A 16,631-nucleotide genomic window follows, 5' to 3' on the forward strand; every position below is an offset into this window, starting at 1 on the left:
TGATGTGTGTGTAGCCAGTGACTGGGATCTCACTCACAGCTAGCGAGGCCTCCGCTGCTCAGGCTACGCCGTGCCCCTTTCCCTCCGTAGGGAAATCGCGAAGGCCCCTCGGCCTTGCGGGCACTCCCCCGAACCTCGCTCTGCTTCCGCCTGCGTAAGGAGTCTGTTCGTCATGCCCGTACTCGCCCCCGTGCCCCCGATGGCTCAGGTGACCATCGCACTCAACGAACTGGTGCCGCACGCCTACCGGCACTACTTCAACGGCCGACCCGACCGCCCCCACTACAAGACCCGCCGCTACGACTTCGGGGCCTCCCCGCTCCTCCTCCCCCTCGTGCGGGCCTTCCTGGACACCTGCGCGGCCGAGCACAGCACCGACTACCGCTACCTGTTCACCCTGATCGGCAGCGAACTCGCCAGCAACGCGCTCAAGCACTCGCGGTCGGGTCTACCCGGGCGCTCCTACACGCTGCTCTGCGAGCGACGGCGCGGCGGACTCCGTCTGCGCTGCCGCGACGACGGGGTGGCCACCGACCGAATGATCAGCGCCAAGGAGCGCCACTACCTCACCGCCGACCCCGGCGGGCTGGACCCCAGCAGCGACTCCGGACGCGGACTGGCCATGGTCGACGCCCTGGCCACCGCATGGGGCGACAACGGCCGCCCCGGACACCGCGAGGTCTGGTTCTTCCTCGCCCACGACCTCAAGGACAGCGCCTGGCCCGACCTGAACCGCTAGCCACCACACAGCACCAACCACGAGCAACACCCACGCACGAAAAAGGGCCCAGGAAAGCGCTGCAACGCTTCCCGGGCCCCAACAACCCCGAATTCCAGACCTAGCCAAGTCAGAAAGCAGGATCGATGACGCATCCTATCCCCGCACCCCGACCCTCCAGCGACCCTCTCCACCGGACCCCGTCCCGGCGCGGCCCGCTGCCCGGCCCCTACTGCACCACCTGTGAGCACCCCTCCTGCCGCCGACGCCGCGCCCAACACCTGCCCCGGCTCGGCGGCCACCTGGCCGAATACCGTTCCGAGCACGTCCTGGCCGCCGCCGTGCAGGCCCGCAACCCGCACCTGATCATCTGGTACGGGGAAAACACCGGCTCCTACTGGGTGGCCTCCTCCACCGGCCTGGCCGAGGTCCCCGACGCCCAAACCCTGGACCGTCTCTTCCCGGCCCTGCTCGAACTCTGGTGATTCCGTCGGCCACCGCCGTGCCGCTGCCTTCTCCGTCAGACCGGACGGGCACGGCACGGCCGGTGCCGTCAGGAGTCATCCCCGGACTGCTGCTTGTCCCGTGGGGGCCCGGGAAGCTCGGCGGGGACGGCGGGGACGGCGTCCAAGTGGACCTCGTTGACGCGGCGCCCCAACCACAGCGACGGAGCCTCGGTTCAGGGAGTGGAGGCGACGGGGCTGGTTTCGTTGTCCAGCCAGATCAGTTGGTGCTCGGCCGACACGGTCAGACCGAACCGGGTGTGTTCGGGGCGGCCTTGCCGTCGCCACCACCGGTAGGCGGCCTCCAGCTCGACGAACAGCTGTCGTGGGCCGTGTTGGCGGACCTCGTAACCGGACCCCTGACGCTCCGGGGCAATGTGCCAGGACGCCCAGGAACCGGTATCGGGATCGACCAGGTACACCGTGAACCGCTGTTCCTCGCCCTCCGCGAACTCCAGCCGGTTCAGCACGCCGGGCATGCGCAGCCCGATGGCGAAGCTCGCGTCGAAGTCGCCGATCGGCTCATACGGATGCAGCTCCGTGCGCGTGCTCTCGAACCCTTGTCGCTCGGGGTGGACGTAGGTCTCGACGACCCGCCTCGGCACACGCTGGTGACGCACCCACATGAAGGCCACGTCACCGTCGAAGCGCCCGCACGCCGTGCCGTCCGAGCCGACCCGCAGGTCGGCCAGCACCCCGTTGTGGAAGGCGCTGCCCCAGGGGGTGAGGATCTTCCCGCCCGGCCGAATCTGGGCCACCCAGTGGTAGGGAACCCGCTGCACGGCGGCGGTGCTGATCACCCGGTCGAAGGGAGCGCGGGCGGGCCAGCCCTGGGTTCCGTCCCCGGTGACGACCAGGGGTGTGAAACCGGCCGACATCAACCGGACCCGTGCCAGCTCGGCCAGCTCGGCGTCGACCTCGATGCTGGTCACCTCCTCGTCGCCGAGCAGGTGAGCCAGGAGGGCCGCGTTGTACCCGGTCCCGGTCCCGACCTCCAAGACCCGCATCCCGGGGAACACGTCCAGGCGGCGGAGCATGTCGGCCACGATCGAGGGCTGTGAGGCGGAGCTGGTCGGGTACCCCGGGCCGTCCTCGGCGCCGTCGTCGAGTTGGGTGATGACCGGGATGTCGTCGTAGGCCAGCGTGAACCAGCGGTCCTCGTCCCTCGCCCGGTCCACGGTGGCCCCGTCCGGGTCGGTGAACCGGTCGGGGAGGAAGCGGTGCCGCTCGACCTGTTCGAACGCGGTCCGCCAGTGCCGGGGCAGGTCGCCCGCCTGCACAAGGTGGGCGACCAGCTTCTCGTGTGGAGGAATCACTACTCGTCATCCCTCTCGTACTTGCCTCCGCCGGATCCGCCGTCGTCGGGTGCGGGCGAAGGCACCGGCCGGTCGGGTTTGTATTCGTCTGCGGTGGAGTTGTCGTCGTGCTTGCCGTACGAGATGGCGGTGATGAACACGGGCGCTCCAGAGGTGGGGGCGTCGTTTCTGTTTGCAGAGCCAGACTAGGGATGACCCAGAACGGGCGGAAGCGGAATGCGCGACTATACGGGAGGAACCGGTGTTGGTCGGGCACGGGTGAACAGATGTGAACACGCCTGCCTGTTCTCCGTCCAGGGAGACGTTGGAGAGCGCGGAAACGGCGGTGAGCCGGTCGAGCCGTTCCGCCATGGCGTCACGGTCGGTGTAGCGGGTGTGGAGCACGCCTTCGGTGATGAGGAAGCGGAATCTCTTGCGCCTGCTGTAGAGGGCTTCCTGGCGTTGGAGGTGTTTGCGGACCGCCTCCTCCACCCCGACGGGCATCCCGCGAAACCTCGCGTACCGGTCGAGCACCGCCCGGATGCAGGGCTCCGTTCGCAGGGTCCCCGGGATGACGGTGCGCTCGTAGACCCTGCGGTCCCGCGCCCTATTCTGGGCGCGGACCACAACGAGAGGCACACATGTCGCGCACCCCCCACGACGCCCCGAACACCGCCGAACCGCACTCGGCCCGCATCTACAACTACTGGTTGGGCGGCAAGGACAACTATCCGGCGGACCGCGCCATGGGTGACCAGATCCTGTCGGTACTGCCGATGATCGGTGAGATGGCCGTGCAGAACCGGGCCTTCCTCCAGCGCGCGGTGCGGTACCTGGTCGAGGAGCAGGGAATCCGCCAATTCCTGGACATCGGCACCGGGCTGCCCACCGCGGACAACACCCACGAGGTGGCCCAGCGGGCGGCCCCGGACGCCCGGATCGTGTACGTCGACAACGACCCGCTGGTCCTGGCGCACGCCCGGGCCCTGCTGACCAGCACCACCGAGGGGCACACCGCCTACGTGGACGCGGACCTGCGGGACCCGGACGTCATCCTGCGCGCGGCCGCCGAGCACCTGGACCTCTCCCGGCCGGTCGGCCTCGTCCTCCTCGGCCTGCTCTTCCACATCCCCGACGAGTCGGTCTACGACATCGTCAGGGAGCTGGTGGCGGCCCTGCCCTCCGGCAGCCACGTGGTGGTCACACACTCCACCAACGCCGCCACCGGTGAGGCCATGGAGAAGGCTGTGCGCCAGTGGAACGAGGCCTCCCCCGTGCCCATCGTCCTGCGCTCCCCCGAGGAGATCGAGCGGTTCTTCGAGGGCCTGGAGCTGGTGGAGCCCGGTCTGGTGTCGATCCCGATGTGGCGCCCCGCCCCCGCGGAGGTCGGTGAGCCGCAGTTCATGGACGAGTTCGGCGCGGTCGCCCGCAAGCCATGAGTCCGGAGGCCGGGCTCAGGGCAGTCGGTGGCCCGCCGCTCGGAACAGTTCGTACCACTCGGGGCGGGTCAGCGGCAGGTCTGAGCCCTGGGTCGCCCCGGTCACCCGTTCGGGGGTGGTGGTGCCGAGCACGACCTGCATGCGGGCCGGGTGCCGGGTGATCCACGCGGTGGCCACGGCGATCGGCGGCACACCGTACTTGTCGGCGATCCGGTCGATGACGGCGTTGAGCTCCGGGTACTTGGCCGAGCCGAGGAAGACCCCGTCAAAGAACCCGGCCTGCAACGGCGACCACGCCTGGACGGTGATGTCGTGGAGTCGGCAGTAGTCCACGACCCCGCCGCCGTCGAGGGTCACCGCCCCCGGCTCGTCGACCATGTTCGACGCCAGCCCCTGGGCGATGATCGGCGCGTGGGAGATCGACAGCTGCAACTGGTTGACCACGATCGGCTGGCGCACGTGGCGGCGGAGCAGGTCGATCTGGCGGGGCGTGTGGTTGGACACCCCGAACGCGCGCACCTTGCCCGCCGACTCCAGGTCGTCGAAGGCCCGCGCCACCTCCTCGGGTTCGACCAGCGCGTCCGGCCGGTGCAGGAGGAGCAGGTCGACGCGGTCGGTGTCCAGCGCCCGCAGCGAACCCTCGACCGACGCGACGATGTGCTCGTAGGAGTGGTCGAAGTAGGGCCCCTCCGGGCCGGTGACGATACCGGCCTTGGTCTGGAGGGTGACGGCGTCGCGCTCGGCGGGGGTGAACCGCATCGCCTCGGCGAAGCGCCGCTCGCACTCGTGCGTGCTGCCGCCGTAGATGTCCGCGTGGTCGAAGAAGTCCACACCGGCGTCCCGGGCGGTGCGCACCAGAGTACGGATCTCCTCGTCACTGCTGTCCGCGATGCGCATGAGGCCGAGCACCACGTTCGGGGCCGCGATGTCGGTTCCGGGCAGGTTGAACTTCTGCACAGTGAGGGTTCCTTTCCGAGGTCGCGCTCACGTTAGGGCGCTTCGAGCGCGAAGTCCACCGGGGCGCGCACCGGTGCCGTACCCGTGCCGGGCATACTGGGGACCGTGTCAGAACAGGTGAGGACCCCACGGCTGGAAATCGAGTACTGCACGCGCTGCAAGTGGTTGCCGCGCGCGACCTGGATGGCGCAGGAGCTGCTCACCACCTTCGAGGCCGAACTCGGTGAGGTGGCGCTGGTCCCCGGCACCGGCGGGGTGTTCGAGGTGCGTGTGGACGGCGAGACCCTCTGGTCCCGCAAGAGCGACGCGGCTTTCACCGACGCCGCCGACATCAAGAAGCTGGTCCGGGACCGGATCGCCCCGGACCGCCCGCTCGGCCACTCCGACCGCCGCCCCTGACCCCCGTATCCCCCGTGATCTTGCTACCAGGAGCAAGATCACGCTGAAGAGGGGGGTCCGAAGCTGGGTCACTCCCCCGTGAACGCGGGCCTGGTGCGGTTGAGGGAGGCGGTGACCCCGGCCTCGTTGTCCTTGGTGCCGAGCAGCTTGGTCTGTTCGACGACCTCCCGGTCCAGGGCCGCGGGCAGCTCGGCGAGCAGGTCGGCGCGCATGGTGGCCTTCATCGAGCGCACCGCCAGCGGGGCGGACAGGGCGATGCGGTGCGCCTGGCGCAAGGCCTCCTCGCGCAGGTTCGGCTCGTCCACCAGCAGATCGGCCAGGCCGATGGCGTGCGCCTCGGTACCGGTGACGCGGCGGGCCGTGTAGAGCATGTCGGCGGCCTTCTGCTGACCCACGATCCTGGGCAGCGAGGCGCTCAGGCCGAAGCCCTGGTGCAGGCCCAGCAACCCGAAGTTGGCGTGGAAGCGGGACGAGGGGGCGGCCACCCGGAAGTCGGCCGCGCAGGCCAGGCCGAGCCCGCCGCCCACGGCCGCGCCCTGGACGGCGGCGATCACCGGAATCGGCAGCGAGAACAGCCGCAGCCCCTGGCCGTAGATGGCGCTGAGGGTACGGACCGGGGTGTCGCCCACCCCGCCGGAGGCGAAGTCCACCCCGGCGCAGAAGTTCTTGCCCTCCGAGCAGAGCACGAGCACACGGCACCCCCCGGCGGCGAGCTCCTCGGCGGTGTCCGCCAGCTCGGTGAGGACGTCGAGGTCGAAGTGGTTGTTCGGCGGGCGGTGGATCTCCAGCACACCGACGTGACCGTCGACGCGGACGGACAGCTCCTCGCTCATAAGGGTGCCTTCCAGGTTGTCTTCCAGGGTGGTCGGTGCGACCGGCGACGAGGCTACCGGTCGGTCACCCCGTCCGTTGACACCGGGCACCGCAAGAGCCGCACGTCGCCCCGGGCGTGGTTCCCTCCCGGGGACGGAGCCGGTGGGTAGCGTGCTGCCCATGAGCAACGAGATCGACCCGACCGCTCCGCCCAGCGGGGAAGGCTGCCAGGAGTGCCTCGCGGGCGACGGCTGGTGGGTGCACCTGCGCCGGTGCGCGGCCTGCGGACACGTGGGCTGCTGCGATTCCTCGCCCGCCCAGCACGGCAGCCGCCACTTCGAGTCCACCGGCCACCCGATCATCCAGAGCTTCGAGCCTGGCGAGGAGTGGTTCTACGACTTCCGCACCAAGCAGGCCGGTCAGGGCCCCGAGCTGGCGGCGCCGACCTCGCACCCGCAGGACCAACCGGTCCCAGCGCCCGCCGACCGGGTTCCGGCCAACTGGCGGGAACTCATCCACTAGTAGGCCGTGTTCCAGGTGGCGGGTGAGTCCTGGGCGGACAGTTCCGCGGCCAGTTCCATACAGCGTTGGCGGGCTGGAGAGAAGTCGTAGGGCATCTTGCCGATGGCTTCGAACGCGCTCATGGAGTCTGCCTCCCGCCTGCCGAAGCTGAGGTCGGCCTCGTCGTCATCGGCAGGTGCGGGGTGCAGGGTATCCCAGGCGTCGAAGAGGGCATCGTCGTCCTTCCCCAGGCCGGACTCCTCGATGACGGCCTGCAGGGCGGTTTCGAAGGCGTGCCGTTCGGCGGCCACCTGAGCCACCCGTGGATCATCGACGGCGACGCTGTCGTCGAGGGCCTCCTCAGCGTCGTCGATGCGGTCGGAGTCCTCCCTCAGAGCGGGATGCGTGGCCAGGGCGACGAAGCGGGTGGCCTGGACGGCCGCGCCGAGCGGGCCGAAGATCCGCTCAGTGACCAGCAGACTGTCCAGGTCCGCCTGACGCAGGGAGCCCTCGGGCAGGCTCTTGAGGCGTTCGGTGACGAAGTCGGAGAGCAGGCCCGTCCGGCTGCCTTCGGTGCGCATCCGCTGCACGGCGGTCCGTCGCCGCCTCAGTTCCGCTTCCTGCTCGGCGAGGGTTTCCTCCAACCGCTCCAGGATGCCCGCGATACCGTCTCCGCTGTCGGCGCTGGCGGAAGTCGTGCCAGTGGTAAGGGCGACACGGATATCGCCCAGGGCGATCCCCGCGTCGGCCATCTTGCGAATCCACAGCAGGCGGATCATGTCCTCGTAGCTGTAGCGGCGGCGGTCGTCGCACCCCCGCTCAGGCTCGGGGAGCAGGCCGATCTCGTGGTAGTGACGGATCGCCCGTGGCGTGCTGCCGATGAAGGCCGCCGCGTCACCGATCTTGACCTGGCGGGGCGGCATGAAGGACGAACGCATGAGCAGTGACCTCTCCTCAAGGGACCGGGATGTAAGCCCAGCAGACCACATGCCGTTACGGAAGGTGCAAATCCATACACACCGCCCAGCGCCGAGGCCAGAGAACGTGCCCTTCCTCCGCAGTGACCGCAGGGCCGTCGTTTCCTGCTGGGGCATCCGCACGACGGCAGACCGAGGGTTCCCAGCCACTGATGAACCGCCGCGAGCCGAACCCTCGTCTCGAACCGAAACGCAAGTCTGTCGAACACACGGGCGTGGGGGCACGGGCCCCATCCGTCACACTCCCGGTCGGCCGAATCCCCCGGCTGCGGACAGCACGTCGGAGGAGGAAAAGCCGGACGTATCACGCTTTCGGCCTGGATACGGCCCCGATGAGCCTCCGGAACTGGTCTGCGGCCGCACGCCTGCCTACTGTGGGCCCTCGGTCAACCACCAGGAGCGTGATCGCTGTGACCCGCACCGGCAAGGCCCCGGACCTGATCTCCCCCGAGTTCGCCGCCGACCCCTACCGCGCCTACTCCCTGCTCCGCGAACACTCCCCGCTGCTCTGGCACGAGCCCACCTCCAGCTACGTCCTCTCCCGGTACGAGGACGTGCGGCGGGTCTTCCAGGACCGGGAGGGCGCCTTCTCCACGGAAAACTACGGGTGGCAGCTGGAGCCGGTCCACGGGCGGACCATCCTCCAACTCGACGGGCGCGACCACTCGACCCGCCGGGCCCTGGTCGCGCCCGCCTTCCGCGGCCGGGAGCTCCAGGAGCGCTTCCTGCCCGTGATCGAGCGCAACAGCCGCGCCCTGATCGACGGCTTCCGCCACCGGGGCCGGGTCGACCTGGTCTCGGAGTACGCGACCCGGTTCCCGATCAACGTCATCGTGGACATGCTCGGCCTGGACCAGGGCGACCACGACCGCTTCCACGACTGGTACAGCGCGATCATCGCCTTCCTGGGCAACCTCAGCCAGGACCCCGGGGTGACCGAGGCCGGGTTGCGGACCCGGGACGAGTTCGCGGACTACCTGCTGCCGATCATCGCCGAACGCCGAAAGAACCCCGGAGACGACCTGCTCTCCAAGCTCTGTCAGGCCGAGGTCGACGGCACCCGGATGACCGACGAGGAGGTCAAGGCCTTCTGCAGCCTCCTGCTGGCCGCCGGCGGTGAGACCACGGACAAGGCCCTGGCCAGTCTGTTCGCCAACCTGATCACGCACCCCGAGCAGCTCGCGGCGGTCCGGGAGGACCGCTCCCTGATCCCCCGCGCCTTCGCCGAGTCGCTGCGGCTGACCCCGCCAGTGCAGATGATCATGCGCCAGGCCGCCCGGGACGTGGAGATCGGCGGCGGCACGGTGCCCGCGGGGGCCACCGTCACCTGCCTGATCGGATCGGCCAACCGCGACCCCGACCGCTTCCACGCGCCGGAGGCCTTCGACCTGTACCGCTCGGAGCTCTCGGAGACCACGTCGTTCTCCGCCGCCGCCGAACACCTCTCCTTCGCCCTGGGGCGGCACTTCTGCGTGGGGGCGCTGCTGGCCGAGGCCGAGGTGCGGGTGGGGGTGAACGACCTGCTCGACGCCATGCCCGACCTGCGGCTGGCCGAGGGCGCCGAGCTGGTCGAACAGGGCCTGTTCACCCGCGGGCTGCGCGAGCTGCCATTGGAGTTCTCCCCGGTCCCGCAGCAGCGCGGAGCCCGTTAGCCGGGCCCGCCACCACGACCCTGTCCGCCGCCGGCCCGGCCCTTGCCGCTAACCCAGCCGCCACCCGGGGCCGATACCGCGCCCCTGACCGACGATGGGGCTGAACCGGGCGGGGAGTTCGTACAGTCCGCGCATCCACACCGACGGCCGCCACCGCAACCGGTCCGAGGGGACCGCCATCCGCACGTCCGGCAACCGGTCGAGGAGGGTCTCCACGGCGGTGCGGGCGATCACCTCCGCCGTCTCGGGCGCGGGGAACGGACAGCCGTGTTCCCCGTGCCCGAACGACATCTGCGCCCGGTTGGTTCCGTAGATGCCCAGGTCACCGGTGTTGAGCCGGGGGTCGCAGTTGGCCGCGGCCAGGCCCAGCACCAGCAGGTCGCCCCGCTTGATGTGGCGCCCGCCCAGCTCACAGGCCTGCACCGCCCACCGGCCGATGAAGTTCTGGGTGGGGGTGTTCTTCCACAGCACCTCGTTCAGCGCCTCGCCCGAGCTGCTGCGGCCGCCCTGCAGGGAGAGGGAGAAGTCGTCGTCCATCAGCATGAGCCGCAGCGTGTTGCCGATCCAGTTCCCGGTGGGCGCCTGGGCCGCCGACATGATCACCAGCAGGTCGATGACCACCTCGTCGTCGGTGAGCCCGGCCGGGTGCAGGAGCAGCCGGGAGGGGACGTCGTCGCGCGGGTGGGCCCGCCGCTCACCGACGGTCCGCCGCATCCGCTCCTGGACCCGCTGGTGGGCCGCGCCCGCGTCGGCGGTGACGTCCAGCGAGATGAGGATGTCCCGGACCATGTCGGGGACCTCCTGCGCGGGCAGGCCGTACAGCCGGGCGATCACCCCCGCCGGGATGTGGTGGGCGTACTGGCTGACCAGGTCGGCCTCACCGTCCCCGGCGAACTGGTCGATGAGGCCGTCGGCGACCTGCTGGCACAGCACGCGCAGGTCGGCGCGGTCCGTGGCGTCGAGGGCGTCGCCGATCGCTCCGGCCCGCCGCTGGTGTTCGGCGCCCTCGGCGAACATCACCGAGGGGGTCCACATCACGTACGGCATGAGCGGCCAGTCCTCGCCGATGTGGTCCCACATGTTCCAGCGGCGGCAGTCCCGGGCGAACCACTCGGGTCGGCCGGTGACGTGGTGCAGTTCCCGGTAGCCGAGCACGAACCACGCGGGGATGTCGCCGTCCAGGAGGATGGGGGCGACCGGACCGAAGCGGCGGCGCATCTCCTCGTACAGCGGCACCGGGTCCCGGGCGATGTCGGGTCCGTAGAAGCGCATGGCGTGCTGGTGCTCGGGGGACAGGGGCACGGGCCCCCGGACCGGGGGGACGGCCGCCCCCTGTATCCCGGGGTCTCCCACGGTGTTGTTCACGACGACCTCTCCGGTGCGGACGCGGGCGGACGGTACCTGGCCAGGTGGTGGACGAGGGCGATGAGTACGTCGCGGCTGGACTCGCGGCGGCGGGCGTCGCACTCCAGCAGGGGGACGTCGTCGGACAGGTCCAGGGCGGTACGCACCTCGTCCAGGTTCGGTCCCGGAGCGAACCGGTTGACCGCGACGATGAACGGGGTGCGGTGGTGTTCCAAGCGGTCGATGGCGTACCAGGACTCCTCCACCCGGGCGGTGTCCACCAGGATGACCGCGCCGAGGCTGCCGGTGAAGAGCTGTTCCCACAGGAACCAGAAGCGCTTCTGGCCGGGGGCGCCGAAGAGGTAGAGGACCCGGGTGGCGTCCACGGTGATCCGGCCGAAGTCGAACGCGGCCGTGGTGGTGCGCTTGTCCCGGACCGCGCTGAGGTCGTCGACTCCGGCGCTGGCCTGTGTCATGACCTCCTCGGTGCTCAGCGGGCGCATCTCGCTGACCGAGCCGACCATGGTCGTCTTGCCCACGCCGAAACCTCCGACGATGACGATCTTGAGCGCGTTGCTCGCGGTGCTGGCGAGGGGCAGCCGTCCGGTGGCCGTGGGGGCGGTGGCTGCCGCCTGTGCTGGGACTTCGGAGGATGGGACTCCGGAGGCGGGGGCTTCAGAGGCGTTGGAGGGCAAGGAGCACCTGCTTCAGGGTGTCGGGGTCGTGCCGTGGCCCGGTCTGGGGGGAAGAGGGCCGGGAGGGGGCGGGTACCGGGTGCCGGGCGGTCACCGCCCCGGTGTCCAGCAGGTCGACGAGGAGGATGCGTACGACGCTCACCGGGAGCCCGAGCTCCGCGGAGATCTCCACCACGGCGACGGGCCGGCGGCACAGCCGGAGGATGGCGGCGTGCTCGGACTGCATGTCGGGGGCCGGTTCGGACTCGGCTACGACGAGGGCGACGGCGTCCAGGGCGGGGTCGTCGGCGTCACCGCGCCCCCCGGTGACCGTGTACAGCCGGTCCGGCGCCTCCGCCTTGAGGGAGTCGCCACCGCGGGGGTCGGTACCGGGGCCACCGCTGGGGAGGGGGTCCGTGTTCATCGGGACGGGTCCACCTCGTGGGGCCTGCGGCGGGGCCCGGCCGTCAGATGCGCCCCGATCTGCTCGACCAGTTCGTTCATGTGATGGGCCACCACGCCGACATCGGCCTCGTAGTCGGCGATGACGGCCAGGTGCGCGCCCTCTCCCGCACCGACGATGAGCAGGAGCCCGCCGCCGTACTCCAGCATCGCCTGGCCCGATCCGGTCGCGTCACCGAACTCCGCGGAGGCGCTGAGGGAAAGGCTCTGGATCCCGGCGGAAATGGCGGCGAGCTGGTCGGCCCGGTCCATGTCCAGCTCCCGGGTGTGGCACATCTTGAGCCCGTCCCTGGACAGCACCAGGACGTGTCGGATGCCCGGTGTGCGGTGCCGTAGGTTCTCCAACAGCCAGTCGAGGCCGGCGTCCGTGGTCGTCATCGATCGTTCGGGCGTGCGAACCCGGCCGCTCAGGGCCGGGCGCGAACGCCCTGCTCCTTCCTGATGGTGGTGGAGGCCGTGCTCAACGCCGGTCCTCCCAGGTGGTGTCCGGGCCGTCCCCCTCGGGTGAGCCGTCGGTGTCTCCGGCGTCACGGAAGGCGGCGAACCGGGTGGGGAGCTCGTTCCGCGCCCGGGGGTCGAAGGAACGGCGCCGGGTCGGGAAGAGCTGTTCGGGGTTCTCCCGGACCGCTTCGGCCAGGGTGTGTCCGCGACGGCGCTGGGGCAGGTTGACCGGCTGGGCGGGCCGCTCCGCGTCGCCGGCGGCGGGAGCGGGGCGGGCGGCGTCGCGCCGGGCCAGGGGCGGACGGCCGGTGCCCTTCTCGGTCGGCTCCTGATCGGCCGGGCCCTGGTTGGTCGAAGCGGGTGCGGCCGGACCCTGGTGGGTCGGAGCCCGGAGTGACCGGTTCGGTCCGCTGTGGGCGTCCGCGACCGAAGGCGCGCTGGCCGCCGGCACCTCGGGCTGGGGTGCGGCCCGGGGTACGGGACGGGGCGTGCCGTTGGGCGGCGTGTGGGCCGTCGGCACCCCTCGCGCCGGGGTGCCTTCCGCCGGGTCCGCGGGCGCGCTGACCGGGGGCGGGGCGTCGGCGAGCGGACGGCGTTCGGGGATGCGGGGTTCGGTGATGAGGTTGGGCGGGATGAGCACGACCACCCCGATCCCGCCCCGGGCCGAGGGCCGGAAGCTCACCGTGAGTCCGTACTTGTCCGCCAGGCAGCCCACGACCGCCAACCCCATCCGGGTGCCGGGGAGGGTGGCCAGGGTGCGGGGCTCGGCGATGAGGTTCTCGGCGATCCTGCGTTCCCGGTGACGCAGGCCCAGCCCGCTGTCCTCGACCGTGATGGTGACCCCGGTGTCCTCCTCCTGCACGTAGACGTGCACCTCGGTGCCGTTGGCGGAGAAGTTGGCGGCGTTGTCCATGAGCTCGGCGAGCGCCTGCATGACCCCCTCGGCCGCGTAGCCGACCACCGCCACCTTGCTGGTGTAGTGCAGGCGGACGCGGCGGAAGGCGGTGATACGGCCCATCGCCCCGCGCAGGATGCTCTCCATGACGATGGGGCGGGTCCAGCGGCGCCCGGAGCGCCCCTGGGCGAGGACGACGAACGCGTCCGCGAGGCGGCCGGTGCGGGCGACGTTGTGGTCCACCGCCAGGAGGTCGTGGAAGATGTCGGGCCGGTCGCCGTACCGCTCCTCCAGGGTGCGCAGCTGAGCGAGCAGGGTGGTCAGGTGGGCCTGGATGCGCCCGCCGGAGTTGGCCGCCGAGACCAGCGCGGTGGCGCAGCGGCGCTCCCCGGCCAGGATTTCCTCCAGCACGCGTCGGCGCAGGTGGGCGACGGGCGGGTGGACATTCTGGAACTCCTGGTTGAGTACCTCGACGGCGATGGTGCGGTCCTGGCGCACCCGGTGCACGATCAGCGGCAGGGCGGCGTTCGCCAGATCGATGACCTCGTTCTCGATCTCCGTGCGCGCCGCCCGGTCCTCGGCGGAGCGCTGTTCGGCATCGGCGACCTGGGTGGCGACCGCGTGGGCGAGCCGGTCGACCGTGGGGTGGGTGGGGCGGGGGTGTTCGGAGAGCACGGTCTTCACCGGGTTCCCCTCACGGGCGGCGTGGGCGAGGGCGGGCAGGAGCGCGTCCACGACCCACCCCGCCTCCTCCTCCAGGGTCCGGGCGCCGCCGCTGACCCTGGTGCTGTGGGCGCGGGCGATACGCGCGACGGCCGCCTGGTAGACGGCGGTGGCCACGGCCGCGCACAGCAGCAGTCCGACCACACCGCCGACCAGGGCGATGACCGGGCGGGCGGGCTCGGGGCTCTCGATCACCGTCCAGGACCAGGCCGGGGCGACCAGGGCGGAGGTGACCAGGAGAGCGACGAGTGCCTGTTGGCCGGGGCGCGGAAGAGGCCGTTTCCGGTCGGACAGGTGTACTGCCATGAATGGATTCCTCGCGGCGTTTCGTGCGGATGGAGGAGCCGTTTGACACCTCCCCCGCCGTTTCACGGGCAGGGGAGAGCACCCGGTCATCCCGGCGGCGGGATTTTCCGGGGCGGGTGGATTTTACGTTAGTCCACGCCCGAGAGAAACGGGTACTTTCTCGCAACGAAGGGCTGCTGCCAGCACGAAAACCCGCGAAACGCCTCGCCCGAAGTCCGCTTTGAAATGATATTTAGCTATTGGCAGTTTTTGCCGAACGGGGACATTGATGACCCTTTGCGGCTTTCGGAGTCGAGGGAAAGAGGGACCGGGCCACGGGGCGACCTCGAACAGCACTCCCGCCGCGGCCGTCTCAGCAGGACTCAGAGTGCCAAAAAGAGAACGAAGGAGACGGTCAGGGCCGAGGTGAACAGGGCCCGGCGCCTGCGGCCGCGCGCGCCCTCGTCCGCCGCGCTCCGGGGCAGGGTGTGCCAGCGGGCCGCACCGACGGCGAAGGTCACCGCGAGCACGGCGACGTTGACCCACCACAGGGCCGCCGGGACCACCAACCACTGGTTGAAGTACAGCGGGATCACGGTGAACAAGGCCACCAGGGCGCCTCTGCCGAACAGACCCCAGCGGTCGGGGAAGGCGCGCGGTTTCTCGGCGCCGCGCCCGTCCCGGAGCAGCTCCCAGGACTGGGACGCCGCGAACAGGGTCAGCACCGCCCAGCTGAGGGCCGGAAGCAACAGGTCGGTCACGCCTCCTCCAGCAGGAGGTCGACGGCGGCCGAGTACGTGCCGGCGGGGGTGTCCGACAGGATGACCACGGCGCGCTCGCCCTCGCGGTCCAGGGCCAGGATGGTGTAGAAACCGCCGGTGATGCCGTTGTGCCAGGTCACCTCGGTGCCGTCGTGGTCGGTGACGTACCAGCCCAGCCCGACGCCGTCTCCGGCCTCGTCCTCCCAGCGCGGTTCCATGGCCGCCGCTCCGGGGACCTCGCCGGTCAGCAGGGCCAGGGCGAGGAGCCCCATGTCCGCGCCGGTGGAGTACACCCCGCCCGAGGGCGCCCAGACGGCGTCGGCCACGGGGGCGAACGGGCGGCCGTTGTTGGCGTGCCCGGTGGCGGCTTGCGGGGGCACGTCCTCGGGGGTGGCGGGGACGAGGCTGTCGTTCATGTCCAGGGGGTCCAGGATCCGTTCCCGGACGAGGGTGGGGTAGTCGGTGCCGGCCGCGACGGCCAGGGCCTGGCCGAGGGCGGCGGCGCCGAGGTTGGAGTAGGAGTGCTCGCCCCGGCCGGAGAGTTCGGCGTCGGCGACCATCCCGACCAGGGCGTCGACGTCCTGGGCGGTGTAGGGCTGCCGGTTGCGCGTGTGGTTGACGGCCTGGGCGATCCGGTCCAGCGCTCCGGGCGGGTTGCTGGGCAGACCGGACTGGTGCCCGGACAGCTCCGCCAGGGTGACCGAGGCGGCGGGCGCCTCCCCCAGGTCCAGCAGGGAGCCGAGTTCGGTGTCCTCGGTGACCTCCCCGCGCTCGACGGCGTCGGCCAGCAGCAGCCCGGTCAGGCTCTTGGAGACCGAACCGATCTCGTAGCGGGTGGTCTCGTCCGAGCCGAAGTAGGCAGCGCGGATCAGCCCGTCGTCGACCTCCACGACGGCGGCGGTGGCCCGCGGCGCCTCCTCCAGCAGGGGACGTGCGCGTTCGGCCAGTCCGGCGTCGCCGGTGGTGTCCGGGGACAGGGTCGGGGGCTGCGGTCGCAGGACGAACCCGGCGGCCAGGACGGCGACGGCCGCGACGGCGGCGCTCACCCTGGCCCGGGTGTTGGTGACCCGCGTGCTGCTGGGCATGGTTTCCTCTCCTCGTCCCGCCCCTGGGCTCAGCCCTTCGCCGCGGTGAGCACCACCATCAGGGGGACCAGCCGTTCCGGGGGGATGACGTAGTGGCCGCGTCTGAGGTTGACCAGCCAACCCGCCGCGACCAGCAGGTTGATGTGGTGGTAGATCTGACCGCTGGTGCCGAACTCCGCGCGTTCCTTGAGTTCGGCGACGGTGGCGGTGCCGGCGTGGACGGCCTGGAGGAGGCTGAGGCGGACGGGGTGACCCAGGGCGTCGAGGTTCCCGGCCAGGGAGGACCAGTCGAGACCCTCGATGTCGCCGACGGTCCTGCCGTACTGCCACTGGAGCGGTTCGCCGCCCTCGACGGGGACGACACCGGCATAGACCACCATGCCGTCCTCGGGGACGCGCTCCCTGAGCGCCTCCAGGGCGAAGAAGCGATCCCTGTAGGCGGTCTCGGCGGCCTCGGCGGGGGCGGCGGCCGACCGGGCGCGCTGTTCCAGTTCGGCGACCCGGGCCTCCAGGTCGGCGAGGCGTTCAGCGGTGGCTCGTTCGGGCGTTGGTTCTGGCACGGGACCACGATACACGATTCTACGTTGTTACGTAAAAACAGATATTCAATCGCCGGGAGCACACGACCGGGCTTTGCCGGATCCGGGTGAACCGCTGCCGTGCCCCTTACGTCACGTGCCCGATGATGAAGATGCGGCGTACGGACC

At 70.8% G+C, this 16,631-nt stretch carries 19 protein-coding genes and 1 pseudogene; 6 read left to right on the forward strand and 14 right to left on the reverse strand.

Annotation, left to right across the window (positions count from 1 at the left end):
- The first annotated feature begins 172 nt into the window (after positions 1-172).
- Both HNR07_RS14775 and HNR07_RS14780 read left to right on the forward strand, forming a co-directional pair.
- Entirely contained in the window at positions 173-739 is a 567-nt protein-coding gene (locus tag HNR07_RS14775; protein ID WP_184365494.1) for an ATP-binding protein, read from the forward strand.
- Positions 740-864: 125 nt separating this feature from the next.
- Positions 865-1,203, forward strand: coding sequence for a hypothetical protein (locus HNR07_RS14780; RefSeq protein WP_184365495.1), 339 nt, complete (start codon positions 865-867; stop codon positions 1,201-1,203).
- A gap of 194 nt (positions 1,204-1,397) precedes the next feature.
- Here the strand turns inward: HNR07_RS14780 and HNR07_RS14785 are convergent, their stop codons facing one another.
- From HNR07_RS14785 to HNR07_RS34945, 3 genes and pseudogenes are all read right to left on the reverse strand, one after another.
- Positions 1,398-2,537, reverse strand: a complete 1,140-nt coding sequence (locus tag HNR07_RS14785; RefSeq protein WP_184365496.1) for a methyltransferase domain-containing protein — start codon at positions 2,535-2,537, stop codon at positions 1,398-1,400.
- Positions 2,537-2,677, reverse strand: coding sequence for a hypothetical protein (locus HNR07_RS14790; RefSeq protein ID WP_184365497.1), 141 nt, complete (start codon positions 2,675-2,677; stop codon positions 2,537-2,539). Before HNR07_RS14790 ends, HNR07_RS14785 begins: the two co-directional genes overlap by 1 nt.
- A 214-nt stretch (positions 2,678-2,891) precedes the next feature.
- Positions 2,892-3,155: pseudogene (locus tag HNR07_RS34945) on the reverse strand (Scr1 family TA system antitoxin-like transcriptional regulator); the annotation flags it as partial.
- Positions 3,156-3,157: 2 nt separating this feature from the next.
- Between HNR07_RS34945 and HNR07_RS14795 the strand changes: the two are divergent.
- Positions 3,158-3,955, forward strand: coding sequence for an SAM-dependent methyltransferase (locus HNR07_RS14795; RefSeq protein WP_184365498.1), 798 nt, complete (start codon positions 3,158-3,160; stop codon positions 3,953-3,955).
- Positions 3,956-3,970: 15 nt separating this feature from the next.
- Here HNR07_RS14795 and HNR07_RS14800 read toward each other — a convergent pair whose 3' ends face one another.
- Positions 3,971-4,912, reverse strand: a complete 942-nt coding sequence (locus HNR07_RS14800; protein ID WP_184365499.1) for an aldo/keto reductase — start codon at positions 4,910-4,912, stop codon at positions 3,971-3,973.
- Positions 4,913-5,029: 117 nt separating this feature from the next.
- On the opposite strand from HNR07_RS14800, the gene HNR07_RS14805 reads away from it, so the two are divergent.
- On the forward strand, positions 5,030-5,311 hold the full coding sequence (locus tag HNR07_RS14805; RefSeq protein ID WP_184372038.1) for a SelT/SelW/SelH family protein: 282 nt from the start codon (positions 5,030-5,032) through the stop codon (positions 5,309-5,311).
- 68 nt (positions 5,312-5,379) lie between these two features.
- On the opposite strand, the gene HNR07_RS14810 is transcribed toward HNR07_RS14805, so the two are convergent.
- On the reverse strand, positions 5,380-6,144 hold the full coding sequence (locus tag HNR07_RS14810) for an enoyl-CoA hydratase/isomerase family protein (RefSeq protein WP_184365500.1): 765 nt from the start codon (positions 6,142-6,144) through the stop codon (positions 5,380-5,382).
- Between the two features lie 160 nt (positions 6,145-6,304).
- Here HNR07_RS14810 and HNR07_RS14815 point away from each other — a divergent pair, with 160 nt between their 5' ends.
- The gene (locus tag HNR07_RS14815; protein WP_184365501.1) at positions 6,305-6,646 is read left to right on the forward strand and encodes a UBP-type zinc finger domain-containing protein; all 342 of its coding nucleotides are present in this window, start codon (positions 6,305-6,307) and stop codon (positions 6,644-6,646) included.
- Here the strand turns inward: HNR07_RS14815 and HNR07_RS14820 are convergent.
- A complete protein-coding gene (locus HNR07_RS14820; RefSeq protein WP_184365502.1) occupies positions 6,643-7,563 on the reverse strand; it encodes a MerR family transcriptional regulator in 921 nt (306 codons plus the stop codon). The genes HNR07_RS14815 and HNR07_RS14820 overlap by 4 nt on opposite strands.
- A gap of 449 nt (positions 7,564-8,012) precedes the next feature.
- Between HNR07_RS14820 and HNR07_RS14825 the strand changes: the two genes are divergently transcribed.
- Positions 8,013-9,254, forward strand: coding sequence for a cytochrome P450 (locus tag HNR07_RS14825; protein ID WP_184372042.1), 1,242 nt, complete (start codon positions 8,013-8,015; stop codon positions 9,252-9,254).
- A gap of 48 nt (positions 9,255-9,302) precedes the next feature.
- Here the strand turns inward: HNR07_RS14825 and HNR07_RS14830 are convergent, their stop codons facing one another.
- The 8 genes from HNR07_RS14830 to HNR07_RS14865 form a co-directional block, all read right to left on the reverse strand.
- Complete coding sequence (locus HNR07_RS14830; protein ID WP_184365503.1) at positions 9,303-10,619, reverse strand: cytochrome P450; 1,317 nt, start codon at positions 10,617-10,619, stop codon at positions 9,303-9,305.
- Complete coding sequence (locus HNR07_RS14835) at positions 10,616-11,293, reverse strand: GTP-binding protein (RefSeq protein WP_376769923.1); 678 nt, start codon at positions 11,291-11,293, stop codon at positions 10,616-10,618. The genes HNR07_RS14830 and HNR07_RS14835 overlap by 4 nt, the downstream gene beginning before the upstream one ends.
- Entirely contained in the window at positions 11,274-11,696 is a 423-nt protein-coding gene (locus HNR07_RS14840) for a DUF742 domain-containing protein (protein WP_184365504.1), read from the reverse strand. The genes HNR07_RS14835 and HNR07_RS14840 overlap by 20 nt, the downstream gene beginning before the upstream one ends.
- On the reverse strand, positions 11,693-12,112 hold the full coding sequence (locus HNR07_RS14845; protein WP_184365505.1) for a roadblock/LC7 domain-containing protein: 420 nt from the start codon (positions 12,110-12,112) through the stop codon (positions 11,693-11,695). The genes HNR07_RS14840 and HNR07_RS14845 overlap by 4 nt, the downstream gene beginning before the upstream one ends.
- An 82-nt stretch (positions 12,113-12,194) precedes the next feature.
- Positions 12,195-14,099: a sensor histidine kinase gene (locus HNR07_RS14850; RefSeq protein WP_184365506.1), complete on the reverse strand. Its 1,905-nt coding sequence runs from the start codon at positions 14,097-14,099 to the stop codon at positions 12,195-12,197.
- A 362-nt stretch (positions 14,100-14,461) separates the two neighbouring features.
- Entirely contained in the window at positions 14,462-14,839 is a 378-nt protein-coding gene (locus tag HNR07_RS14855) for a hypothetical protein (protein ID WP_184365507.1), read from the reverse strand.
- On the reverse strand, positions 14,836-15,924 hold the full coding sequence (locus HNR07_RS14860; protein ID WP_184365508.1) for a serine hydrolase domain-containing protein: 1,089 nt from the start codon (positions 15,922-15,924) through the stop codon (positions 14,836-14,838). The genes HNR07_RS14855 and HNR07_RS14860 overlap by 4 nt, the downstream gene beginning before the upstream one ends.
- A 29-nt stretch (positions 15,925-15,953) precedes the next feature.
- Positions 15,954-16,499, reverse strand: coding sequence for a winged helix-turn-helix domain-containing protein (locus HNR07_RS14865; protein WP_184365509.1), 546 nt, complete (start codon positions 16,497-16,499; stop codon positions 15,954-15,956).
- Positions 16,500-16,631: the final 132 nt, after the last annotated feature.

Origin of the sequence: Nocardiopsis metallicus, from assembly GCF_014201115.1 — a bacterium.
GTDB lineage: Bacteria > Actinomycetota > Actinomycetes > Streptosporangiales > Streptosporangiaceae > Nocardiopsis > Nocardiopsis metallicus.

What these genes read in the sequence shown, in the direction of transcription:
- HNR07_RS14775 (WP_184365494.1), top strand. Translation starts at nt 173, where the DNA reads ATGCCCGTACTCGCCCCCGTGCCCCCGATGGCTCAGGTGACCATCGCA.
- HNR07_RS14780 (WP_184365495.1), top strand. Translation starts at nt 865, where the DNA reads ATGACGCATCCTATCCCCGCACCCCGACCCTCCAGCGACCCTCTCCAC.
- HNR07_RS14795 (WP_184365498.1), top strand. Translation starts at nt 3,158, where the DNA reads ATGTCGCGCACCCCCCACGACGCCCCGAACACCGCCGAACCGCACTCG.
- HNR07_RS14810 (WP_184365500.1), bottom strand. Translation starts at nt 6,144, where the DNA reads ATGAGCGAGGAGCTGTCCGTCCGCGTCGACGGTCACGTCGGTGTGCTG.
- HNR07_RS14815 (WP_184365501.1), top strand. Translation starts at nt 6,305, where the DNA reads ATGAGCAACGAGATCGACCCGACCGCTCCGCCCAGCGGGGAAGGCTGC.
- HNR07_RS14820 (WP_184365502.1), bottom strand. Translation starts at nt 7,563, where the DNA reads ATGCGTTCGTCCTTCATGCCGCCCCGCCAGGTCAAGATCGGTGACGCG.
- HNR07_RS14840 (WP_184365504.1), bottom strand. Translation starts at nt 11,696, where the DNA reads ATGAACACGGACCCCCTCCCCAGCGGTGGCCCCGGTACCGACCCCCGC.
- HNR07_RS14845 (WP_184365505.1), bottom strand. Translation starts at nt 12,112, where the DNA reads ATGACGACCACGGACGCCGGCCTCGACTGGCTGTTGGAGAACCTACGG.
- HNR07_RS14850 (WP_184365506.1), bottom strand. Translation starts at nt 14,099, where the DNA reads ATGGCAGTACACCTGTCCGACCGGAAACGGCCTCTTCCGCGCCCCGGC.
- HNR07_RS14860 (WP_184365508.1), bottom strand. Translation starts at nt 15,924, where the DNA reads ATGCCCAGCAGCACGCGGGTCACCAACACCCGGGCCAGGGTGAGCGCC.